This window comes from Corallococcus exercitus, assembly GCF_003611585.1.
Taxonomy (GTDB): Bacteria; Myxococcota; Myxococcia; order Myxococcales; family Myxococcaceae; genus Corallococcus; species Corallococcus exercitus.
In genome coordinates this window covers 25322-46697 of the sequence record NZ_RAVW01000001.1, presented here as the reverse complement: position 1 = coordinate 46697, position 21376 = coordinate 25322, and the positions used below count along the sequence as shown (strand labels likewise).

General features: G+C 70.6%; 20 protein-coding genes. 11 read left to right on the top strand and 9 right to left on the bottom strand.

Annotated elements, in window-relative coordinates; translation table 11 throughout:
• Nucleotides 1-17: 17 nt before the first annotated feature.
• Nucleotides 18-566 carry a hypothetical protein gene (locus D7W79_RS00185; protein WP_167497652.1) on the bottom strand — a complete coding sequence of 183 codons (549 nt, stop codon included), beginning with the start codon at nucleotides 564-566 and terminating at the stop codon, nucleotides 18-20.
• A 281-nt stretch (nucleotides 567-847) separates the two neighbouring features.
• Between D7W79_RS00185 and D7W79_RS00180 the strand changes: the two genes are divergently transcribed.
• Entirely contained in the window at nucleotides 848-1279 is a 432-nt protein-coding gene (locus D7W79_RS00180) for an ATP-dependent DNA helicase (protein WP_120523277.1), read from the top strand.
• A 73-nt stretch (nucleotides 1280-1352) separates the two neighbouring features.
• Here the strand turns inward: D7W79_RS00180 and D7W79_RS00175 are convergent, their stop codons facing one another.
• From D7W79_RS00175 to D7W79_RS00145, 7 genes are all read right to left on the bottom strand, one after another.
• On the bottom strand, nucleotides 1353-1919 hold the full coding sequence (locus D7W79_RS00175; RefSeq protein WP_120523276.1) for a hypothetical protein: 567 nt from the start codon (nucleotides 1917-1919) through the stop codon (nucleotides 1353-1355).
• A 148-nt stretch (nucleotides 1920-2067) separates the two neighbouring features.
• Complete coding sequence (locus D7W79_RS00170) at nucleotides 2068-3930, bottom strand: ArnT family glycosyltransferase (RefSeq protein WP_208729595.1); 1863 nt, start codon at nucleotides 3928-3930, stop codon at nucleotides 2068-2070.
• Nucleotides 3927-4877 carry a hypothetical protein gene (locus tag D7W79_RS00165; protein ID WP_120523275.1) on the bottom strand — a complete coding sequence of 317 codons (951 nt, stop codon included), beginning with the start codon at nucleotides 4875-4877 and terminating at the stop codon, nucleotides 3927-3929. Before D7W79_RS00165 ends, D7W79_RS00170 begins: the two co-directional genes overlap by 4 nt.
• Complete coding sequence (locus D7W79_RS00160; protein ID WP_120523274.1) at nucleotides 4864-5376, bottom strand: zinc metalloprotease; 513 nt, start codon at nucleotides 5374-5376, stop codon at nucleotides 4864-4866. The genes D7W79_RS00165 and D7W79_RS00160 overlap by 14 nt, the downstream gene beginning before the upstream one ends.
• A 94-nt stretch (nucleotides 5377-5470) precedes the next feature.
• Entirely contained in the window at nucleotides 5471-6433 is a 963-nt protein-coding gene (locus D7W79_RS00155) for a CarD family transcriptional regulator (protein ID WP_120523273.1), read from the bottom strand.
• 78 nt (nucleotides 6434-6511) lie between these two features.
• On the bottom strand, nucleotides 6512-6727 hold the full coding sequence (locus D7W79_RS00150) for a hypothetical protein (RefSeq protein WP_120523272.1): 216 nt from the start codon (nucleotides 6725-6727) through the stop codon (nucleotides 6512-6514).
• A 97-nt stretch (nucleotides 6728-6824) separates the two neighbouring features.
• The gene (locus D7W79_RS00145) at nucleotides 6825-9038 is read right to left on the bottom strand and encodes a serine/threonine-protein kinase (protein WP_120523271.1); all 2214 of its coding nucleotides are present in this window, start codon (nucleotides 9036-9038) and stop codon (nucleotides 6825-6827) included.
• Between the two features lie 199 nt (nucleotides 9039-9237).
• Here D7W79_RS00145 and D7W79_RS00140 point away from each other — a divergent pair, with 199 nt between their 5' ends.
• Together D7W79_RS00140 and D7W79_RS00135 are read left to right on the top strand one after the other, a co-directional pair.
• Nucleotides 9238-9984: a hypothetical protein gene (locus D7W79_RS00140; protein WP_439099166.1), complete on the top strand. Its 747-nt coding sequence runs from the start codon at nucleotides 9238-9240 to the stop codon at nucleotides 9982-9984.
• A 177-nt stretch (nucleotides 9985-10161) separates the two neighbouring features.
• Nucleotides 10162-11970, top strand: a complete 1809-nt coding sequence (locus tag D7W79_RS00135; protein WP_120523270.1) for an acyl-CoA dehydrogenase FadE — start codon at nucleotides 10162-10164, stop codon at nucleotides 11968-11970.
• Between the two features lie 40 nt (nucleotides 11971-12010).
• Here D7W79_RS00135 and D7W79_RS00130 read toward each other — a convergent pair whose 3' ends face one another.
• On the bottom strand, nucleotides 12011-12721 hold the full coding sequence (locus D7W79_RS00130) for a PilZ domain-containing protein (protein WP_120523269.1): 711 nt from the start codon (nucleotides 12719-12721) through the stop codon (nucleotides 12011-12013).
• A gap of 237 nt (nucleotides 12722-12958) precedes the next feature.
• On the opposite strand from D7W79_RS00130, the gene mraZ reads away from it, so the two are divergent.
• From mraZ to mraY, 8 genes are read left to right on the top strand one after another with little or no spacing between them, the layout of a single operon-like run.
• Complete coding sequence (gene mraZ, locus D7W79_RS00125) at nucleotides 12959-13411, top strand: division/cell wall cluster transcriptional repressor MraZ (protein ID WP_014398893.1); 453 nt, start codon at nucleotides 12959-12961, stop codon at nucleotides 13409-13411.
• A gap of 48 nt (nucleotides 13412-13459) precedes the next feature.
• Entirely contained in the window at nucleotides 13460-13843 is a 384-nt protein-coding gene (locus D7W79_RS00120; RefSeq protein WP_120523313.1) for an STAS domain-containing protein, read from the top strand.
• A gap of 22 nt (nucleotides 13844-13865) precedes the next feature.
• On the top strand, nucleotides 13866-14771 hold the full coding sequence (gene rsmH, locus D7W79_RS00115; RefSeq protein WP_120523268.1) for a 16S rRNA (cytosine(1402)-N(4))-methyltransferase RsmH: 906 nt from the start codon (nucleotides 13866-13868) through the stop codon (nucleotides 14769-14771).
• Nucleotides 14768-15160, top strand: a complete 393-nt coding sequence (locus D7W79_RS00110) for a cell division protein FtsL (RefSeq protein WP_120523267.1) — start codon at nucleotides 14768-14770, stop codon at nucleotides 15158-15160. Before rsmH ends, D7W79_RS00110 begins: the two co-directional genes overlap by 4 nt.
• Complete coding sequence (locus D7W79_RS00105; protein ID WP_120523266.1) at nucleotides 15157-17178, top strand: PASTA domain-containing penicillin-binding protein; 2022 nt, start codon at nucleotides 15157-15159, stop codon at nucleotides 17176-17178. Before D7W79_RS00110 ends, D7W79_RS00105 begins: the two co-directional genes overlap by 4 nt.
• A 51-nt stretch (nucleotides 17179-17229) precedes the next feature.
• Nucleotides 17230-18768: a UDP-N-acetylmuramoyl-L-alanyl-D-glutamate--2,6-diaminopimelate ligase gene (locus D7W79_RS00100; RefSeq protein WP_120523265.1), complete on the top strand. Its 1539-nt coding sequence runs from the start codon at nucleotides 17230-17232 to the stop codon at nucleotides 18766-18768.
• Between the two features lie 29 nt (nucleotides 18769-18797).
• A complete protein-coding gene (locus D7W79_RS00095) occupies nucleotides 18798-20198 on the top strand; it encodes a UDP-N-acetylmuramoyl-tripeptide--D-alanyl-D-alanine ligase (RefSeq protein ID WP_120523264.1) in 1401 nt (466 codons plus the stop codon).
• Nucleotides 20198-21376 (top strand): phospho-N-acetylmuramoyl-pentapeptide-transferase, encoded by a 1179-nt coding sequence (gene mraY, locus D7W79_RS00090; protein WP_120523263.1) that lies wholly within the window; start codon nucleotides 20198-20200, stop codon nucleotides 21374-21376. Before D7W79_RS00095 ends, mraY begins: the two co-directional genes overlap by 1 nt.

Sequence of the window (21376 nt, the reverse complement as noted above, 5' to 3'; positions counted from 1 at the left end):
TTCTTCGCGTCTGGCGGTCAGTGGGCCGCGGGTTCCACGGGCCGCGCGCGGGTGCCCGCGTCTGGAGCGGTGCCGCCATCGGACGTCACCCCGATGCCCGCTGCCTTCGGATCGACCGTCTCCGGCGTGAACTCCAGCGTCTCCATGTAGATGCGTCCCGGCAGCCGCAGGTCCATGGCGGTGATGCGCTCCTTGTCGCGCAACTCATAGAGTTGCTGCGCCACCCAACCCGTCGGCACGGGTTCGTCGGAGAAGAAGACGTAGACGCGGACCTTTCCCTCCTGCACGGGCACGCGGAATCGGGTGTTGGCGACGGGCTGGTTCGCTTCGCAGCGGATGGAGCGGTTCTCTCGCGTGAGCGTGAGCTGCCGGATGACGCCCTTCTCGGACGTCGTGAAGAGCATGCAGTAGGGGAGCTGCCCTCCTTCGGGGATGATCTCCATCGTCGCGGGCCCCGTCCGCTTCACCTGGGCTCGCGTCCTCTTCACGGGCGGCTTCGCGTTGTCGCAGCTCACCAGGCCTGCACCCAACGCCATCACCGTCAGCAAGCCCGCCCAGCGCGTCACGTGTTCCTCCCCTGGGGTGGTGGAATGGCCGCTACCGCGAGCCGGCCCTGACGTAGCACGGTGGACGCGTTTCCTGGGAATGCGAGCTTCGAGCAGTGCCTCCATGGCCCGTGAGGCGGACCGGGGAGCGGCTTCACTCCGGCTTGATTTCAGCGTGTTTCAGCGGGCCTCTTCCGAGGGAAACGGGAGGGGACTCGTGCCTTGGGCGCGCTGAATCAAGCCGCGCCTGGACCGTCAGTAGGTTCAGAACGCAGCAACAAAGCGGCTCTCGGAGGCAGGTCATGAAGGCGATGCTCAAGAAGATGGTGGTGGCTGTGGCGCTCGTCGCGAGCTCCCCGGTGATGGCGGCGGACTTCCACGCCGCCACCCCTCTCGTGAGCCGCCAGGACCAGCGCCGCATGGAGCGCGAGCGGCAGGAGCGTGAGCGTCAGGCCCGGCTGGAGCGTGAACGGCAGGAGCGTGAGCGTCAGGCCCGGCTGGAGCGCGAACGGCAGGAGCGTGAGCGGCTGGCGAAGCTGGAGCGCGAGCGTCAGGAACGCGAACGGCTGGCCCGCATGGAGCGTGAGCGTCAGGAGCGGGAGCGGCTGGCCCGACTGGAGCGCGAGCGGCAGGAGCGCGAGCGTCAGGCCCGGCTGGAGCGTGAACGGCAGGAGCGCGAGCGGATGGCGCGGCGTGACCGCGCTCCGACGTACAACGGTGGCTGGCTGAACTAATCAGCGTCACAGCCTGAAGCGGCACGGAGGCCCGGGGGTGGACGTCACCCTCGGGCTTCTTCGCGTCTGGCGATCAGTTCGCCAGCGGCTGCACGGTCAGCGTGTTGGTGCCCGCATCCAGGGCCGTGCCGCCATCGGACGTCACCACGCCGCCCGCGCCCACGACGACGCCCGTCGCCTCCGGCTCGCCCGTCTCCGGCGTGAACTCCAGCGTCTCCACGAAGATGCGCCCCGGCAGCCGCAGGTCCATGGCGGTGACGCGCTCGCGATCGCGCAGGTCGTAGAGCTGCTGCGCCACGGAGCCCGCGGGCACGCGCTCGTCGGAGAAGAAGATGTAGACGCGCACCTTCCCCTCCTGCACCGGCACGCGGAAGCTGGTGTTGGCGACGGGGCGGTTCGGGTCGCAGCGGATGGAGCGGTTCTCCCGCGTGAGCGTCAGCTGCCGGATGACGCCCTTCTCGGACATCGTGAAGAGCATGCAGTAGGGGAGCTGTCCCTCGACGGGGATGATCTCCATCGTCGCGGGGCCCGTCCGCTTCACCTGGGCCCGAGCCACCTTCGCGGGCGGCTTCGCGTTGTCACAGCCCACGAAGCCCGCACCCAGCGCCATCACCGTCAGCAAGCCCGTCCAGCGCGTCATGTGTTCCTCCCCCGGAAGGTGGATTGGCCGACACCGCGAGCCTACCCCGGCCCCATGCCTTTCAGTCCTGTCCGGTCTTCAAGCATGCCCATGGGGCCGCCGAGTGAACGGTCGTGCACATGGCCTGCCGCGTCATCCCGGGCCGTGACTACTGCGGGCGCTGGTAGACGATGACCTGCGGTGTTTCGTCCAGGTACAGCCCGGTGACGGGCGTGCGCGTGCCGAAGGACTGCCACGTGAGGAACTCGTGCTCGCGGAACTCCTGGTGGTACTGGTACGCGACGATGTCCGCGTCGAACGGGCTGTTCACCGGCCGCACGTCCTCGCGCAGCATCCCGTTGCGCTGGTAGTCGCGGAACGAGAAGCCGTTCACCTCGTGCAGGTAGATGCGCGCGCCCGGCTTCGCGTGTTCGTTGATCCACGGCAGCACGCCGGTGACGTGGCTGGACCAGAACTGGCGCTGCATCCCCAGCGTCGCCGCGCCCGGCAGGCCACCCGCAAGCTCCGAGTACGCCGCCGTGCCGTACGGGAACACGCGCACCAGCGCAATCAGCGCGGGCACCAGCAGCAGCGCGAACACCGGCACCGTCACGGCCAGCGGTGACACCGAAGGCCGCCGTGCCTTCAGCACCTCCCACAGCGCGAAGCACCCGCGCGCCACCGCCGCGCCCGCGAGGATGCCCAGGAAGGGCATGGACGGGAACCAGTGCTTCACGCCGCCGAAGTGCGGCACCTGCGGGTGGCTGATGATGAGGATGGACGTCACCGCGTTGACGCCCACCAGCGCTTCCGATGCCGTGGGCATCCGCACCCAATCCCGCGTGCGCGCGCTCAAGCTCAGCAGCGCCCGGCCCACGAGCGCGACGAAGCCCGTCACCATGGGCGCGAAGAGGCTGGTGGGCACCGTCAGCGCCGTCTTCACCACCACGTAGGTGAGCGGGAAGGGCGGCCCGCGCATCAGCGTGCCCAGGTAGAACCAGGCGTAGTGGTTGTGCGTCGCGTGGAAGGCCAGGTACCACGCGGTACGGTCCACCGGCGCGTGCCACAGGTAGGGCCAGTGCAGGTAGAAGAGGACGGGGCCCAGCACGGCCATCGCCGCCAGCGGCACCAGCGCGCGCGTCACCGGCAGGCTCACATGCTTCAAGTCCCGCAGCAGCACCACGCTGCCCACCGCGAGCCCCACGAAGAACAGCGTGTGCGGGCTCAGGAGCAGGAACTTCTTCTGGAACGCGGCGGGCCCGCCCAGGAACACCACGAGCAGGCCGTAGAGCACCGCCACCGCCGCGAACAGCCCCACGAAGCGGCCCAGCCGCACGCGGGCCTCGGGGTTGCCTTCGCTCGCCTGCCACGCGCGCCACAGCGCGAACGGCGACAGCACGAACGGCATGAAGAGGGCGTTGTGCTTCGTGGCGATGGCCAGGCCGAACGCCACGCCGCACGCGATGCCCCAGCGGGTGCTCTCCAGCGCGCGCCAGAAGCAGTACACGACGAGCAGCCACATCGCGGCCACCGGCATGTCGAAGCACGCCAGCTCCGCGTTGAAGTACTGGCGGGGCACCAGCAGGAAGGAGAGGGCGGCGAACCACCCCGCGGTGCGGCCGTACAGCGCGCTGCCCAGGAGGAAGCACAGCGCGGGCACCAGCGCCGCCATCGCGAACGCGGGCAGCCGGAACGCCGTCGCGTCGCGCATGACGCCCAACGTGTCGTGGAAGAGCAGGTGGCTCAACCCGAACAGCGTCTTCATCAGCGCCGGGTGCTCGTGGTTGTAGTCCCACGCGCGCACGATGGCGCTGTCCGTGAACGCCTGCGCGGGCGAGTTCAGGAGCAGCCGGAACCACTGCGAATACCCCTCCGCCGCGGCGAAGTAGACGCTCTCGTCGCGCGTGAAGCCCACGGCCGCCTCCGTGGTCCACAGCGCCGCGAACCCCAGCACCCACAGCACCAGGGCCGTGAGCTTCTCCTCGCGCGTCGCGGGGCGTCCCGTCAGCTGGAGCGAAGCCGGAACGGTCATGGCTTCACCCCCACCGCGGGCTCCAGCGCCATCACGTCCAGGCACACCTGCCGCGACTCCGCGTTGTCCGCCTGCACCCAGACCTTCACCGTGCGCGGCGGTCCGGGCGGCAGCACCACCTCCGCCTTCTGCACGCCCTCGCGGCCCGGGGGGATGGGCACGTCCAGCAGCCGCTCGCCCGTGGCCGCGTCATCCACGCCCAGGTACGCGGTGGAGAGGCGCGGGTCCTTGGGATGCGCGAACTCGAAGATGATGCCGCCCTCCAGCCGCAGGCCCATGCCCGAGGGCACGTTGGCGAACTCCGCCACCAGCCGCTGCGGCCCTCCCGGCGCGTGCATCCACAGGCAGTGCCGGGGCTCGTAGAAGATCTCGTGCCACTCCGGCGCGACGTACAGGTACGGCGGGCCGGGGCAGCGGTGCGCACGCCCGTCGAAGGGGCAGTCCTGGCGCGAGCCATCCGGCTGCTCCAGGTACACGCGCGCCGCGCTCGCGGACTCGCTCGCCACCCAGTGACGGGGGCGGTAGCGGCCGTTCTCGTAGAGGCGCAGCGACAGCGGGCCCAGGCGCGCTTCAGGGCCCAGCGCCTTGCGTCCGGGGAGGAAGGCCGCTTCGAACGCGCCCACGTCGGAGCGGGGCAGGTCCGGCTGGCCCAGCACCCAGATGCGCGGGTGCGCGCTCAGGTCCGCGCGGTCCGACTCCAGCCACCCGTACACGGGCACGGACGGAGGCACGAAGAGGCGGGCGCGCTCGGTCCACCAGGGGAACAGCAGCACCGCGTCCCCGGGTCGCGCGTCGCGGGCCAGCACGTCCGCCATGGCGCGCTCGTCCGCGTCCGTGGGCAGCCGGCCCGGCAGCCTCAGCTGGAAGACGAGGCACAGGAGCGCGACGAGCAGCAGCGCCCCCAGTTCCACCAGGGGCAGGGCGCGCAGGGCCTTAGGACTTGGCAAGACGGATCTTCTGCTCGCTCTTTTCGCGGCAGAAGGTGCAGAAGATGTGGTCGCCCTGGTTGAAGGACGGCGTCCAGGGCGGATACATCGAGCAGCGCGGATCCAGGCAGTGGTGCAGCTCCCACAGCGTACCCAGCTGGTGCAGCGCGTGGCGCGCGATGGGCTTGAAGTCCTTCTCCAGGTCCTTGAACGGCGCGATGGAGAGGATTGCCCGGTCCTTGCCGTACTTCGCGAAGCCCGACGTGGGGGCCTTGCCGCTGGGCAGGTCGCGGTCCTTCAGCTTGCGCGAGGTGAGCAGCAGCACCTTGTCGTCCTTGTAGGCCCGGATGCCCTTCACCTCTTCGAGCAGCTTCTCCGCGTCCAGGGGCTCGGACATGCCCGCGGGGATCTCCGCGGAGCCGCTGTGCTCGCTGCCCACGCCGAAGGCCGTGTAGAGCGTGCGGTTGAACTTGGCGAGCTGCTTGTCGTCGAAGGGGTCCAGCGTCACGACGCGAATCACGGGGCGTCACCTCGGCGGGAGGGCCCTCGCGCGGTGCCGGGCGCGCGCTCTTCACGCGACGCGGGCAGCCGGGAGGGCCGTGGATTCCTACGGTTCACTCGTCCTCGGCGGGCTTCGCCTTGGGCGGACGGCCTCGCTTCTTCGGAGCGGCGGGCTCGGCGGGCGCGGCACCTTCCGGCGGCCTGGCCTTGGGCGGACGGCCGCGCTTCTTCGGAGCGGCGGGCTCGGCGCTCTCCGCCGTCACCTCGGGCTTCGGCTTGGGCGGACGGCCGCGCTTCTTCGGAGCGGCGGGCTCGGCGCCTTCGGCCGGCTTGGCCTTGGGCGGACGGCCGCGCTTCTTGGGGGCGTCCTCGGCCCCCTCCTCGCCGCCTTCCTCCTCCTCGCCACCCTCCTCGGAGGACTCCTCCTCGGGTTCGGCCGGCGGCTCCTCGTCCGAGGGCAGGTCCAGCTCTCCGCCCTCCAGACCCATGAGGTCGCCGTCCAGGTCCATGTCGTCCTCGTCGCCACCGGGCCGCGCGAACTCCGCGGCGGTGCGCTTGGGACGCTCCTTCCCGGGCGGGAAGAGGACGATGTCGATGGAGTCCTCGGCGTTGGCCTCGGCGGTGCCCAGCGCGGCGGCGACCTCCGACACCAGCAGGTGCCGGGCGTTGTCGTAGAGCTCGCGCTCCTTGGTGGGCAGCGGCCGCAGCTCGCTCAGGACCTGGAGGCCCTTGACGACCTCCGCCAGCCCCAGGATGCCGCCCTGGGTCATGCGGTCCAGGTTGGTGCGCGCGCGTTGCTTCCAGTCCAGGTCCGCCTTGTCACTGTCCGAGCGGAGGAACGCGTAGATCTCCTCCACGTCCGACGGACTGGCGACCTTGCGCACGCCGATGGAGATGATTTTTCCCTGCGGCACCATCACGACCGCGCCGTCTTCTTCCCGGCGCATGGTGACGAAGGTGAGGCTCTGTCCGGCCACCTCTTTCACATCGATGGCGGCGACGCGACAGACCCCCTGATTGGGGTAGACGACCCGGTCTCCAACCTGGAGCTGGAGTGCAGCGGACCCTTCTGGCATGGCCCCCTCGTGAGCGGGTGGATGAGCACTGAAGCGAGCGCCCGGTCGTAGCACCGTGCCCCGCCGGATGCCACGAGATTACCGGGGAAGCATTGTCATCCGGTTGGCATTGCGCTGCGCTTCCAGCAGCCGGCCCATGACCTCGTGAGCCTGCGCGTCCAGGACAGCGTCGATCTGGGCATCGGTCGGCCCCTCGTCCGCCGTGCTTCCGGGCCGCGCGTCCACGCGGGTGGAAAGTCCCACCGTGGCCATCACCGCGATCCCCAGGCCCAGCACCGCCAGCAGCTTCTTCATGAGCGTCCTCCGTGGCGGCCCAGGGTAGGGGCGCATCCCGGATGATCAATTTTTCGGCTACAGGCTGGCGGTGCCCTGTAGCGGCCCGTCGCGCGCGCTACTGGTGCAGCGGCGCCACCGGCGTCACCTCCAGCGTGAGGCCTCCGGCGTTGTCGTTCACGTCGTCGTCCGGGAACGCGAGCCGCAGCCAGCTCGCGCCGCGCATCACCGTGGGCTGGTTGACCTCCAGCACCTCCAGCGTGCCCGGGGCCATGGCCGGAGAAGGCCCCGCGCCGTGCAGCGCGAGCACGCCGCCCACCTCTCCGCCGCCAAAGCCCCGCGTGCGCGCCGGCTCCTGCGCCGCGCGCACGACGACGCGGTAGGTGGTGGACGGGTCCAGCTCCCGGAGCGTGAAGCCGTCGTGGGGCGACAGCGAGACCGCGTGCCGGCGCGCGTCCAGGAGCAGGGTGGTGATGGCGCCGCTCGCCTGTTCGCGCACGTGCACCTGGAGGGCGCCGCGGTTGTCGTCGGGGCGGTCGTCCCAGAGGAACACGTAGAGGACGGAGGCGTCGCGCACCAGCACCTCGTCCGCGCCCACCAGGCCGAAGCTGTCGCGCGCGGCCAGGGCCGTGCCGCCCTCCAGGAAGTAGACCGCCTGCGCCACCGGCAGCGGGCCTCCCACAGACACGCGGCCCTCCACGCGCAGGCCGTAGGTGCGGGAGGGATCCAACCGCATGCGCGCCGCCTGGGACGGAGGCACGCGCAGGGCATGCGCGACCGCGCTGAGCGCGAACGGGCCTCCCGCGGAGTAGCGCGCGCCGGAGACGGGCGCGTCGTCCGGGCCCGCGCGGGGCGGGGCGCGCGCCAGGGCCGGATGCTTCGGCGCGAGCCGCGCGTGGACCGCCAGCGTGGTGCCACGCTCGGCGTGCACGCGCTGGCTGAAGGGCACCATGCCCGGCAGCAGCACCTCCAGCACGTGCTCGCGGTCCGACGGCAGCTGGGTGATGAGCGTGGGCGTCGTCTCGCTCAGGATCCGGCCGTCCACGCGGATGGTGGCGCCCGCGGGTGAGGAGCTGAGCTCCACCGCGAACGTGTTGGTTCCGCCCATCACCAGGCCCAGCCAGGTGGCCACGAGCGCGGCCACCACCACCGGCGCGCCGCGCATCGCCCAGCCGCGCAGGGTGCGGTGCCACGCGGGCGGCGGTGCCGGCGGCATCGCCTGTGGGGGCAGGGGCTGCGTCGTCAAATCGCCCCGGGGCTCACCGTGCGGTTCGGGCACGTAGCGGGGCAGCTCCGGCGGCGTCGGTACGGGCGGCGGCTCCGCGATGCCGCTCCAGCGGTTCACCCTCGCGATGAACTCGCGTGGCAGCTGCACCGGGCGGCCGGCCTCCACGAGCTCCGGCTCGAAGAGGTAGCCCATGAAGTGGCCCAGGTCGCTGGCGGACACGTCCGGCGCGGTGATGTGGAGCTGCCGCGCCAGTGCCTCCGCGAAGGCCTGCGCGGTGGCGTAGCGCTGCTCCGGGCTGGTGGCCATCGCGGTGAGCAGGATGCGCTCCAGCGCGGCCGGGATGCCCGGCGTCCACTCGCGCGGCCGGGGGAAGTCGCCCTGCGAGATCTTGCGCAGCACGTCCTGGAGCGAGCCCTCGAAGGGGCGCCGGCCGCAGAGCATCTCGTAGAGGACCGTGCCCGCGGCGAACACGTCCGTGCGCGCGTCCAGCGCCTCGCCGCGCGCCTGCTCCGGCGCGAAGTAGACGTACTTGCCCTTCGCCACGTCCGTGTTCGTGTCGCTGCGTCCGGCAAGCCTCGCCCGCGCGATGCCGAAGTCCACCAGCTTCACCTGCCCCTCGAAGGAGAGGAGCACGTTCTGCGGGCTCACGTCCCGGTGGACGATTTGCAGCGGACGGCCGTTGTCGTCCAGCCGCGTGTGCGCGTAGGCCAGCCCCCGCAGCATGTCGATGGCCACCAGCACCGCCAGGGGCGGCGGCAGCGCGGGCAAGCCCTTCTCGCGGGCCCGGCGCAGCACGTGCGAGAGCGGATGGCCGTCCACCCACTCCATCGCGAGGAAGTACTCGCCCTCCACCTCCCCGAAGTCGAAGATCTGCGCGATGTTGCCGTGCGACAACCCCAGCGCGATGCGCGCCTCGTTGATGAACATGGACACGAACGCGCTGTCGTCCGCGTAGCCAGGGAGGATCTTCTTGATGACCACCGGCTTCGTGACGCCCGCCACCGCCGTCATCCGGGCGCGATAGATCTCCGCCATGCCGCCCGTCGCGATGCGCTCGAGCAGCTTGTACTTGCCGAACTGGAGGCCGGCGGAAGGCTGCGGCACGTTCGAATCGGCTCCTGTGGAGGGGAGTCCTTCGGAAAAACCGCGAGAAGCTATCATGAGGCCATTCAGACGCTCCGGGTGGAATATTCCGCTACGCTCGCCAGCCTGTTTTCGTAACCCTGCATTCTTCCTCCTGTTCGTGGGCAGCCTGGCGTCAGGTGGCTGCCGCGAATCCACGCCCGCCGAGCCGGCACGCCCAGTGTCTCCCACGCCCTCACCGTCAGTGGAAGCGGGCGTCCGTCCACCGGCCCCCATCGACGCGGGCACCTGGGCGGATGCGACCCTCACGCCGGTATCCGCGCCCGTCTATGGAGAGCCCCTCCCGGACGACGTCCTCCGGCTGGGGCTGTCAGGGGACCGGGTGCGGCTGGGCGCGGAGGACTTCGTGCCTGCCCGGGGGCCGGACGCGGGCAGGCTCGCGGAGCGGGTGCGGGGCAGGGACGTGCTCGTCGTGGTGGAGGACGCGGACACCTTTCTCGCACAGGTGTCTGACACGCTGGCCGTGCTGCGCACGCAGGCTCGGGCCGTGTGGCTCCAGCACCCGGACGCGCCCGTGGCCTACCGGCTGGTGCTGCGCGACGAGCAGGGCTTCCGGGCGTGGCTCGAGGAGGTGGCCCCCGGCAAGCTGCGCATCATCCAGCGCGCGGATGGGTTCGAACTGACCACCAGCGTGGGCAAGTTGCCGGGGCCGGACCGTAACGGCCCGTCCGTGCCTGTGCGCGGCGGGCGCCAGGACATCGCGACGCTGCGGCGGGAGCTGGCCCGGCTGAAGGGGCGCTTCACCACGTCGGACGACCTGTGCCTCGTCCCGTCGTTCGGCACGGAGGTGGTGCAGGTGGCGCGGGCGCTCGGCGGCACGTACGTCGCGCCGGAGGAGGGGCTCTTCGACACGCTCTGCCTCGTGTACCCCACGCCCCGGCCCGCGCCGGATGCGGGTTCCCCGTAATCAGGGGCAACGAACCCTTCCGCCTGGCAGCCGGGCACGCACGCAGGGTGGACTCGCATCACATTGAGGTGGCGGGCCCCCGCCGCTACTACCCCTGGCGGGCCGCGCGCCCTAATGTGCCGCGCGCCTTTTTTCTGAAGGCTTCGGAGGGCAGTGCTCCCTCCCCGGAGGTCGTTGATGGTCGCCGTAACCGAGCCCGCTTCGCGTCCCCAGGATGTCCTCGCTGGTGCGACGTTCCTCTTCCAGGAAGTGGGCGCCACCCGCATCCTCACTCCGGAGGGCTTCTCCGAGGAGCAGCGGCTCTTCTTCAAGACGGCGCTCCAGTTCTGCCGGGAGCAGGTGCTGCCCCAGGCCGCGCGCATCGAGGGCAAGGACAACGCGCTCTTGCGCGACCTCCTGCGCCGCGCGGGCGAGCTGGGCCTGTTGAGCGTGGACATCGCGGAGACCTACGGCGGCACGGGCCTGGACAAGACGACGTCGCTTTTGCTCGCGGAGGCCATGAGCCTGCTGGGCTCCTGGTCGGTGACGTCCAGCGCGCACACCGGCATCGGGTCGCTGCCCATCGTGTGGTTCGGCAACGAGGCGCAGAAGGCGAAGTACCTGCCCAAGCTCGCCACGGGCGAGTGGGTGGCGGCGTACGCGCTGACGGAGCAGGGCAGCGGCAGCGACGCGCGCGGCGCGAAGACGAAGGCCGTGAAGTCCCAGGACGGCAAGCACTACGTGCTCAACGGCTCCAAGCTCTACATCACCAACGCGGCCTTCGCGGACGTGTTCGTCGTCTTCGCGCAGGTGGACGGTGACAAGTTCACCGGCTTCATCGTGGAGAAGGACACGCCGGGCCTCACCGTGGGCCCGGAGGAGCACAAGATGGGCATCCGTGGTTCGTCCACGTGTCCGCTCTACTTCGAGGACGCGCAGGTGCCCGCGGAGAACCTGCTGGGCGAACTGGGCAAGGGCCACCGCATCGCCTTCAACATCCTCAACTACGGCCGGCTGAAGCTGGGCGCGGGCGTCATCGGGAGCATGAAGCTGCAGCTGCAGAACGCGCTCAAGTTCGCGCAGGAGCGCAAGCAGTTCAAGGCGCCCATCGCCACCTTCCCGCTCATCCGCGAGAAGCTCGCGCGCATGGCCACGCTCGTCTACGCGGTGGAGAGCATGACGTACCGCACGGCGGGCCTGGTGGACGGGCGGCTCGCGGCGAAGGAGCGCTCGGACGCGGACTACGACGCGCACGTCATCGCCGCGATGGAGGAGTTCGCCACCGAGGCCTCCATCATGAAGGTCTTCGGCTCGGAGGCCCTCAACTTCCTGGTGGACGACGCGGTGCAGGTGCACGGCGGCGCCGGCTACATCGAGGAGTACCCGGTGGAGCGCGCCTACCGCGACGCGCGCATCAACCGCATCTTCGAGGGCACCAACGAAATCAACCGCATGCTCATCACCGGCATGCTGCTCAAGCGCGCCGTGAAGGGCGACCTGCCGCTGTTCGCGCAGGCGCGCTCCGTGGCGGAGGAGCTGGGCCGCGGCGAGCGCCCCCGCGCGGGTCGCCAGGACGCGCTGGCCAACGAGGAGATCGCCGCCGAGTGCGCCAAGCACCTGGCCATCCACGGCATGCGGCTGGCCGCGGAGACCTTCGGCACGGAGCTGGACAAGCACCAGGAGGTCATGGCCGCGCTGGCGGACGTGGTGATGGACGCGTACGCCCTGGACTCCATGGTGACGCGCACCCGCCAGGCCGCCACCGGCGGCGTGCTGGACCCCGTGCGCGTGGCGCTGGTGCGGCTGTACGCGATGGAGTCCACCACGCGCGCCTTCGAGCGCACCCGCCGCGCGCTCTGCGCCACGCTCAAGGGCGACGCACTGGCGCTGGAGCTCAAGCGCCTGGCCGCGCTGGACGCCTTCACGGCGTACGACCCGGCGGAGTTGCGTGAGACGGTGGTCGCGGGCCTGGAAGAGGCCGGCGGCTACCCGTACAACCCGCTGTAGTCCGCGGAATCGATTCGCGCGGGTGCCCTGTCAGGGAACGTCAGGGCATCCGCGACACGGCATCCAGGCCGAAGCTGACCCGGGCCCGCCAGGGCGCGGGCGGCAGGTGCTCCAGCACCATCAGGGCCTCCAGCCGCTGGAGCATGTCCGGCCGCAGCCGGCCGAACGTCGCGCCGAAGCCCGGCGTCATCGCCTGCGTCGCGCCCTTGCGCGGCACCGACGACGTCCACGCCACCTCACCGTGGAGCAGCAGCGGGCCCTCCTTCATGTCCATCTCCATGAGGAAGGGCGCGCCCACCTGCACCTCGCGGGGCAGCGTGGGGGCCTCCACCTCCAGGCCCACGCCGCCCCGGGAGATGTCGCGCACGTAGAAGAACGGCGCCCGGGGGTCGGCCTCCCGCGCGCGCAGGTGCAGTGGCATGCGCGGGAAGCGGCGCAGGCCGTTCTGCTCCTCCTGGGCGAAGATGAATTGGAGCACCGCGTCCAGCGCGCTGCGATCCTCCGCGCCGTCGTAGCGCACGGTGAGCATGAAGCGCTCGCCGGGGCGCGGCTCCACCTTGACGACCTCGCCCAGCACCTCCACCGGACGCGGCATGCCGCCCGCGTGCAGCTCGAAGGTGAAGCGGGTGCCCAGCGGCAGGGCCTTGCGCGTCTCCAGGGTGACGCCGCCCTGACCCACGCTGCGGGTGTACTCACCGACCAGCGACTGCGGGGTCTTGTAGGCCACCTTCAGTCGAACATTCGTGCTCACGCGCCCACACTCTCAGCCTGTGAGCGGAAAAACTCAAGTTTGCCCCACCCTCGAAGGTAGGCCGTCCGGCACGTGCCCTGAGGGATGTCCGCCGCCGGGCGCGCGGTGTTCCAGCCTGTTGCGCGCTTTCTTGACCCCCCTGGGGGGGGCGCGTATGTATGCCGGCCGTTGAGGGGTAAGAAGTGGGAAGGAGTGGTGGTCCGTCCCGTGCTGGGCTGAAAAGGTGGATCGTCCCGCGTGTTCCGAGGCGTCTATGAGCACCAGATCGACGCGAAGGGGCGCACCAGCCTCCCGGCCAAGCTGCGGGAGACGTTGGTGGGCGCCTACGACGAGCGGCTCATCGTCACCACGGCCCTGGACCCCTGCCTCCACGCCTATCCGGTGCGGGAGTGGGAGGCGTTGGAGACCGCGCTCGCCCGGCGCAACCCCATGGAGCCGGGGGTCAAGACGTTGATGCGGCTGTACGTGGCCAGCGCGCAGGAGTGCCCGTTGGACAAGCTGGGCCGGTTGCTCATCCCGCCGTCGCTCAGGACGTACGCGAAGCTGGAGAAGGACGTGGTGTGGGCGGGGATGGTGAAGGTGATTGAGCTTTGGAGCCAGGAAGGCTGGGCGAAGGCGCAGGAGGACGCGCGCCAGGAAGCCACCTCCCCGGACGTGTTGCGGGTGCTGGGCGAGCTGCGCCAGCCGTAGCCAGGAAGTCGACAGCCTCAAGTTCGCAGGAGAAGGGTGGGCAGGCGCATGGACCAGGTGCAGGAGGTTCGTCGGAACAGGGCGGTGGTGGCGGCGTCCGAGCGCGTGGAGACGCTGATGCTGGAGGGCGAGCTGGAGGAGGCGGACCTGCTCAAGCTGTGCGAGGACCTGATGCACCGGCTGCACCGGGGCACCCGCCAGGTCGTCCTGGACTTCGCGGACGTGTCGCACCTGAACTACCGCGGCGTGCGCCCGCTGATGGCCCGCACGGAGCAGTTCCGCCGCGCCGGTGGCGACGTGAAGCTGTCCGGGCTGTCGCCGTACCTGGCCGCCATCTTCCGCGCGGCCGGCGCCCACGACACCTTCGAGCTGTACCCGCACATGAACGACGCCCGGGCCGCCTTCCAGCTCGCGCGCGCTCCCTTCGTCTGACCCGCACCCAAGGCCCCCTCCCGTGGACTTCCAGCACCAGACCGTCCTGCTCCACGAGACGGTGGAGCTGCTGAACCCGGCGGAGGGCAAGGTGATCATCGACGGCACGCTCGGCGGCGGTGGCCACACCCAGGCGCTGCTCGCCCGGGGCGCCACCGTGGTGGGCGTGGACCGGGACCCCGTGGCGCTCGCGGCGGCCACCGCCCGCATGGGCGGCAACGCGCGCTTCCAGGCCCGGCAGGGCAACTTCGCGGACCTGCCCCGCGTGGCGCACGACCTGCTGCCCGTGGACGGCGTGCTGGTGGACCTGGGCGTGTCCTCGCCCCAGCTGGACGTGGCCGAGCGCGGCTTCTCCTTCATGAAGGACGGCCCGCTGGACATGCGCATGGGCGACAGCGGCGTCACCGCCGCGGAGCTCATCGCCGAAACGGACGAGCGGGACCTGGCGCGGCTGCTCAAGGATTATGGAGAAGAGCCCTTCGCGCGCCCCATCGCCCGGGAGCTGAAGAAGGCGCTGCCGCAGCGCACGCTGGAGGCCGTGGAGGTGGTGAAGCGCGCCGTGCCTCGCAAGGCGTGGCCGGACCGCATCAACGTGGCCACCCGCACCTTCCAGGCGCTGCGCATGGCGGTGAACGGGGAGCTGGAGGCGCTGGACGCGCTGCTCGCCGCGCTGCCGTCGCTCCTCAAGGTGGGCGGCCGCGCCGCGGTCATCTCCTTCCACTCCCTGGAGGACCGGAAGGTGAAGGAAGCCTTCCGCGCCCTGGTGGGCGGGTGCACCTGTCCGCCGGGCTTCCCGGTGTGCGTGTGCAACAGCCAGGGTGATTTCGCCCTCGTGTCCAAGAAGGCCGTCGCGGCTTCCGAAGCGGAAGTCGAGGCCAACCCCCGCTCTCGCAGCGCGCACCTGCGCGCGGTGGAGAAAATCCGATGAGCAAGGCCCTCTCGCGTCCCTCCGTGTCCGTGGCCGGCGTGCTGATGCACCTGCTGCCCGCCGTCATGCTCTTCACCCTGTTCGCTGGCGTGGGCATCCTCCACGTCACCAGCCGCGTGCTGGTGGTGGACATGGGCTACCGCCTGTCCAACGCGGAGGGCGAGAGCCGCTCGCTCACCCGGGAGAACGACCGGCTGAAGCTGGAGCTGGCCACGCTCAAGGCCCCGGGCCGCCTGGAGCGCGTGGCGCGTGAGCAGCTGGGCATGGCCATGCCCAAGGGCGGCGCGGTGGTGTCCCTGGCGGACGAGCGCGTGAAGACGTCCAGCACCGCTCAGGCCCGCTCGGCGGCCCCGGCGGTCCGCGTCGCGGAGCGGGGGACCGGGCGGTGAGGGACCTCAAGAGCGCGCGGATTCCAGAGTCGAACACGAAGGGGCTCCGGCTGCGGGTCCAGCTCTTGTTCGGGCTGTTCCTCGCGCTCCTGGGCACGGCGTTCGGCCGCGCGGTCTACCTCCAGGTCTTCCAGCAGGAGAAGCTGCGCGGCCTGGCGCAGGACCAGTACGTCCGGCAGATCGACATCCCGGCCCGGCGCGGGGACATCTTCGACCGGCGCGGCACGCCGCTCGCGCAGAGCGTGGAGGTGGACTCCATCTGGGTGGATCCGTCCATGCTCCCCAACGTGCAGCAGGCGGCCCGGCAGCTCGCCCGCGCGGTGCACCTGGACGGCAACGACGTGGCCGCGCGCCTGTCCCGCGCCAAGCGCTTCGCGTGGGTGAAGCGCCAGGCGAAGCCCCAGGAGGTGGAGGCGGTGAAGGCGCTGGGCCTGCCCGGCCTGGGCTTCACCAAGGAGCCCAAGCGCTTCTATCCCCAGCGCGAGCTGGGCGCGCACATCGTCGGCATGGTGGGCACCGACGGCCACGGCCTGGAGGGCCTGGAGCTGGCCTTCGAGGACGAGCTGTCCGGACAGAACTCGCGCACCTCCGGCTTCCGGGACGCCAAGGGCCGCAAGCTGATGGTCCAGGGCGCCATGGATCCGCTGGAGCGCCAGGGCGCCGCGGTGACGCTCACGCTGGACCGCCACCTCCAGTACGTCGCGGAGAAGGCGCTGGCCAAGGCCGTGGAGGACGCCAAGGCCGTCGCGGGCATGGCGGTGGTGCTGGACCCTCGCACCGGGGAGCTGCTGGCGCTGGCCAACAACCCGCGCTTCAACCCCAACACGCCCGAGGACGGCGTGAAGAACGCCATCCGCAACCGTGCCGCGCTGGACGCCTTCGAGCCCGGCTCCACGATGAAGGCCTTCGTGGTGGCCGCCGCGCTGGAGCAGAAGGCCATCACCCCGGACACGCTGTTCTTCTGTGAGAACGGCGCCTTCCGCATCGGCCGCCACACCATCAACGACACCCACCCGCACGGCTGGCTCAACGCGCAGGGCATCCTCCAGGTGTCCTCCAACATCTGCGCCGCCAAGGTCGCGGAGGCCCTGGGCCGGGAGAAGATGGTCGCCGCCTACCACGCCTTCGGCTTCGCGGAACGCACCGGCCTGGCGCTCACCGGCGAGAGCCGCGGCGTCATCCCGTTTCCGAAATCGGACATCTCCCTGGCCACCCAGTCCTTCGGCCAGGGCATGACCTCCACCGCCGTCCAGCTGGCGGCGGCCTATGGCGCGCTGGCCAACGACGGCGTGCTGATGCGCCCGTACCTCGTCTCCAAGGTCGTGGACCCGGACGGCGTGGTGCTGCTGGAGAACCAGCCCACGGAGCTGCGCCGGGTCGTTTCCCAGAGGGTGGCGCGGCAGGTCGTGGGCATGCTCGAGAGCGTGGTGGTCAAGGGAGGGACCGCGCCCAAGGCCGCCATGGACGACTACCGGGTGGCCGGCAAGACGGGTACGGCGCAGAAGGCGGACCCCGTGGCGAGGGGGTATTCCGACAAACGCATCGCGTCGTTCGCGGGCATGGTGCCAGCCGAGGCACCGCGCGCCGTGATTCTCGTGGTGGTGGACGAACCCAAGACAGACGTATACGGGGGGAACGTGGCTGCCCCTGCCTTCAAGGAAATCGCTACCGCTGCCATGGCCCACCTGGCCGTGCCCCCGTCCCGGACGGTGGCACCCGCCGAGGTGGCCGCGGCCGCCGCGCCCGTGGTGCCCCCTCCGGCACCGAAGGCGTTGGCGAAGGCCGTGCCCGTGCGGGCCGGTCTGGAGGATGCGGTGACCGAGACCCCGGAGCCCGGCACGGTGCGTGTGCCGGACGTCCAGGGACAGGCAGGACGCGAAGCCGTGGTGAAGTTGCTCGCCGCGGCGTTGGAGCCACAGCTGCAAGGCAGTGGACGAGTCGTATCTCAGACCCCCCCCGCCGGTGCGCTGGTGGAGAAGGGGGCCCGGGTGACGCTGGAACTGGCGACGCGGCAATGAGGCCGTGTCCTTTCCAGGCCCCGCATCAGCAATGCATGTGAAGGGGAAGAGATGAAGCTGACGGATGTCCTCGCAGGGTGTGGGGCCGAGCAGACCTCGGGCGGCCGTTCCGCGGTCGACGTCACGGGAGTGACGCAGGATTCGCGGCGCGTGAAGCCGGGGGATCTCTTCATCGCCGTGCCGGGCCTGAAGGAAGACGGGGCCCAGTTCATTGGTGAGGCTGTATCGCGCGGTGCCGTGGCCGTGGTGTCGGAGAAGCAGGGGCAGTCCTCGCAGGTGCCGTTCTTCAAGGTGAGCAGCGCGCGCAAGGCGCTGGCCCTCATCGCGGCCAACTTCCACGGCCGCCCCGCCGACAAGCTCACGCTCCTGGGCGTCACCGGCACCAACGGGAAGACGACGACGACGTACCTGCTGGAGGCCATCCTCGCGACGGCCGCCATGTACACGGGGGCCAACCCGCCGGGCGTCATCGGGACGCTGGGCTACAAGTTCGGCGGCAAGACGACGGAGCTGGCCAACACCACGCCGGACCCGCTGGAGCTGCACCGCATCTTCCGCGAGATGGTGGACGCGGGCGTGGAGACGGTGGTCATGGAGGTCTCCAGCCACGCGCTCGCGCAGGAGCGCGTGCACGGGCTCACCTTCAAGGCCGTGGGCTTCAGCAACCTGTCCCGCGACCACCTGGACTACCACAAGGACCTGGAGGAGTACTTCCAGGTGAAGCGCAAGCTCTTCGTGGAGAACCTCTCCTCCACGGGCACCGCGGTCGTCAACGGTGACGACACCTTCGCCAGCCGCATCTACAACGAGCTGCGCGGCCAGAAGCGCATGGCGTGGAAGTTCAGCCGCACGGGCGCGGGGGAGATCTCCGCCGCGGACGCCGCCTATTCGCTCAAGGGCATCGAGGCCACCCTGAAGACGCCCGCGGGCGACATCAAGGTGAAGAGCAAGCTCCTGGGGCCCCACAACCTGGAGAACATCATGCTCGCCGCCGGCATCGCGCTGGGCGCGGGCATCAGCCGCTCGGACGTGAAGAGCGGCATCGAGCTCGTGTCCCAGGTCGCCGGCCGCATGGACCGCGCGGAGAACCACCGGGGCGGTCCCGCGCCGGCGGTGCTCGTGGACTACGCGCACACGGATGACGCGCTCAAGCGCTCCATCGAAGCGGCGCGCACGCTGGCCAAGGGCCGCGTCATCGTCGTCTTCGGCTGCGGCGGCGACCGCGACAAGGGCAAGCGCCCGCTGATGGGCACCGTGGCCGCGGAAGGCGCCGACCTGGTGATGGTGACCAGCGACAACCCGCGCTCGGAGGACCCGGAGGCCATCATCGCGGAGGTGACGCCGGGCCTGGAGAAGGGCGGCCTGCGCCGCATCTCCGCGGGCAAGGCGAAGGTCGGGGAGAAGGGCTACCTCGTGGACGCGGACCGCCGCGCCGCCATCGAGCAGGTCATCAACCTGGCCAAGGACGACGACGTCGTCCTCATCGCCGGCAAGGGCCATGAGACCTACCAGACGGTGGGCACGGAGAAGCTCGCGTTCGACGACCGCGAGGTCGCCGCGCGCGCGCTGGCCAACCGCATCCCGGGCTGACCCCACCAAGGCCACACCCCCCCCCCTCCATGGCCGCTCGATTCTCCGATGACGAGGTGGTGCAGGCGACGGGTGCGACCCGTCGCGGGGAGCCCGTTGCCGCGGGCTTTCCCGCCGTCTGCACCGACACCCGGTCGCTCACCCCCGGGTGTCTCTTCGTGGCGCTGCAGGGCGAGCGCTTCGACGCCCACGACTTCGTGGACGGTGCCCAGCGCCAGGGAGCGGCCGGCGCGGTGGTGAAGCGGGGGAGGGCGCTGCCGGCCCTGCCCCCGGGCTTCGCGCTCTATGAAGTCGACGACACCCTGGCCGCGCTGGGCGGGCTGGGGGCGCTGCACCGCCGCCGCTTCCACATCCCCGTGGCGGCGGTGGGGGGCTCCAACGGGAAGACGACCACCAAGGAGATGGTGGGCGCCATCCTGGCCACGCGCGGCCCCGCGCTGAAGACGGAGGGCAACTTCAACAACGAGGTGGGCGTCCCGCTCACGCTCTTCCGGCTGGAGCCGTCCCACGTGGCGGCCGTCATCGAAGTGGGGATGAACCAGCCGGGCGAAATCGAGCGGCTCACCCGCAAGGTGCAGCCGGACGCGGGTGTCATCACCGTGGTCCAGCCGGAGCACCTGGAGGGGCTGGGCAGCCTGGAGGGCGTGGCGGAGGCGGAAGGGGAGATGTTCCGCGAGCTGTTGCCCCAGGCCACCGCCGTGGTGAACGTGGACGACGCGCTCATCGTGCGCCAGGCCGCGCGCAGCGGCGCGAAGCACCTGACGTTCGGCCGGGCGGAGGGCGCGGACGTGCGGCTCACCGCCGTCCACACGCTGGGCCGCGACGGCATGGTGGCCACCGTGCGCTACCAGGGGAAGGACTGGCCGGTGCGCCTGCACTTCGTGGGGCCGCACAACGCGCAGAACGCGACGGCGGCGTTCGCGACGGCGCTGGCCCTGGGCTACTCCCCGGAGGAGTGCGTGAAGGGCCTGGAGTCAGCGCGGCCGTACGCGCGCCGGCTCAACATCGTGGACGGCAGGAACGGCATCACGGTGGTGGACGACTGCTACAACGCCAACCCGGCCTCCATGGAGGCCGCGCTCGTCACGCTGGGCACGCTGGTGCCCGAAGGCGGCCGGGCGGTGGCGGTGCTGGGCGACATGCTGGAATTGGGCGCGGGCGAGGCGGAGGAGCATGCCCGGCTGGGTGAGCTCGTCGCGCGGCACGCGAAGCTGGTCGCGTTCTTCGGCCCCCGGTCCGCGGGCGGTCTGGGGAGCGCGGACATGAAGGATTCCGCCGCCCACTTCACCGAAGTGGAGCCATTGGTGGCGTGGTTGACGCCCCGGCTCTCTCCCGGTGACGTGGTGCTGGTGAAGGCCAGTCGCGGCATGCGATTGGAGCGCGTGGTGGCGGCCCTCACGGGCGCGTCCCCCCCCGGAGGGAGTCACTAGTGCTGTACCTTCTGTACGAGCTCATCCAGAACACCGAGGCCGGGCGCGTCCTCAACTTCCTGCGCTACCCGACCTTCCGCATCATCGCCGCGGGCGTCTTCGCCCTGCTCCTGGGGATGCTCATCGGGCCGCGCCTCATCGCGCGGCTGCGCCTGAAGCAGCACGGGCAGAGCAACGTGCGCGAGGACACCCCGGACACGCACCAGAAGAAGAAGGGCACGCCCACCATGGGTGGCGCGCTCATCCTCATCTGCATCGCGGCGGGCACGCTCCTGTTCGCGGACCTGAAGTCCCGCGGCGTCTGGGTGATGATCCTCCTCACCTTCGGCTACGGCTTCATCGGCTTCCTGGACGACTGGCTCAAGCTGTCCAAGCGCAACTCCAAGGGCCTGGCCGGGCGCAAGAAGATGGTGCTGCAGACCGTCTTCTACCTCATCGCCATCTTCGGCCTGATGTGCACGTGGACGAAGGCGGACGGCTCCTTCGGGCCCACGCTGCTCATCGACACGCGGCTCACGCTGCCGTTCGTGCCGTCCCATTGGTTCAACCCGGACCTGGGCTGGTTCTACGTCGTCTTCGCGTGGGTGGTCATCGTGGGCACGTCCAACGCGGTGAACCTCACGGACGGCCTGGACGGCCTGGCCATCGTCCCCACCATCGTGTCGGCGGTGACCTTCTGCGTGCTCTGCTACGTGGCGGGCACCACGCTGCACATCGCGGACACGGAGACGGTGAACGGCGTCGCGAAGCTCACGGCCACGCCGCTGTACCGCTACCTGGGCATCCTCCAGGTGCCGGGCGGCGCGGAGCTGGCCGTCTTCTGCGCGAGCATCGTGGGCGCGGGCATCTCCTTCCTCTGGTTCAACACCTACCCGGCGTCCGTGTTCATGGGCGACATCGGCTCGCTGGCCCTGGGCGGCGCGCTGGGCGCGCTGGCGGTGTTCTCCAAGAACGAAGTCGTCTCCGCCATCATCCACGGCATCTTCTTCGCGGAGGCGCTCTCCGTGATGATCCAGGTGGCGTCCTTCAAGATGACGGGCAAGCGCGTCTTCAAGATGGCGCCCGTGCACCACCACTTCGAGCTCAAGGGACTGGCCGAGCCGAAGATCATCGTGCGTTTCTGGATTGTCGCCATCCTCTGTGGTGGCGTGGCCCTGCTGTCCCTGAAACTGCGCTAG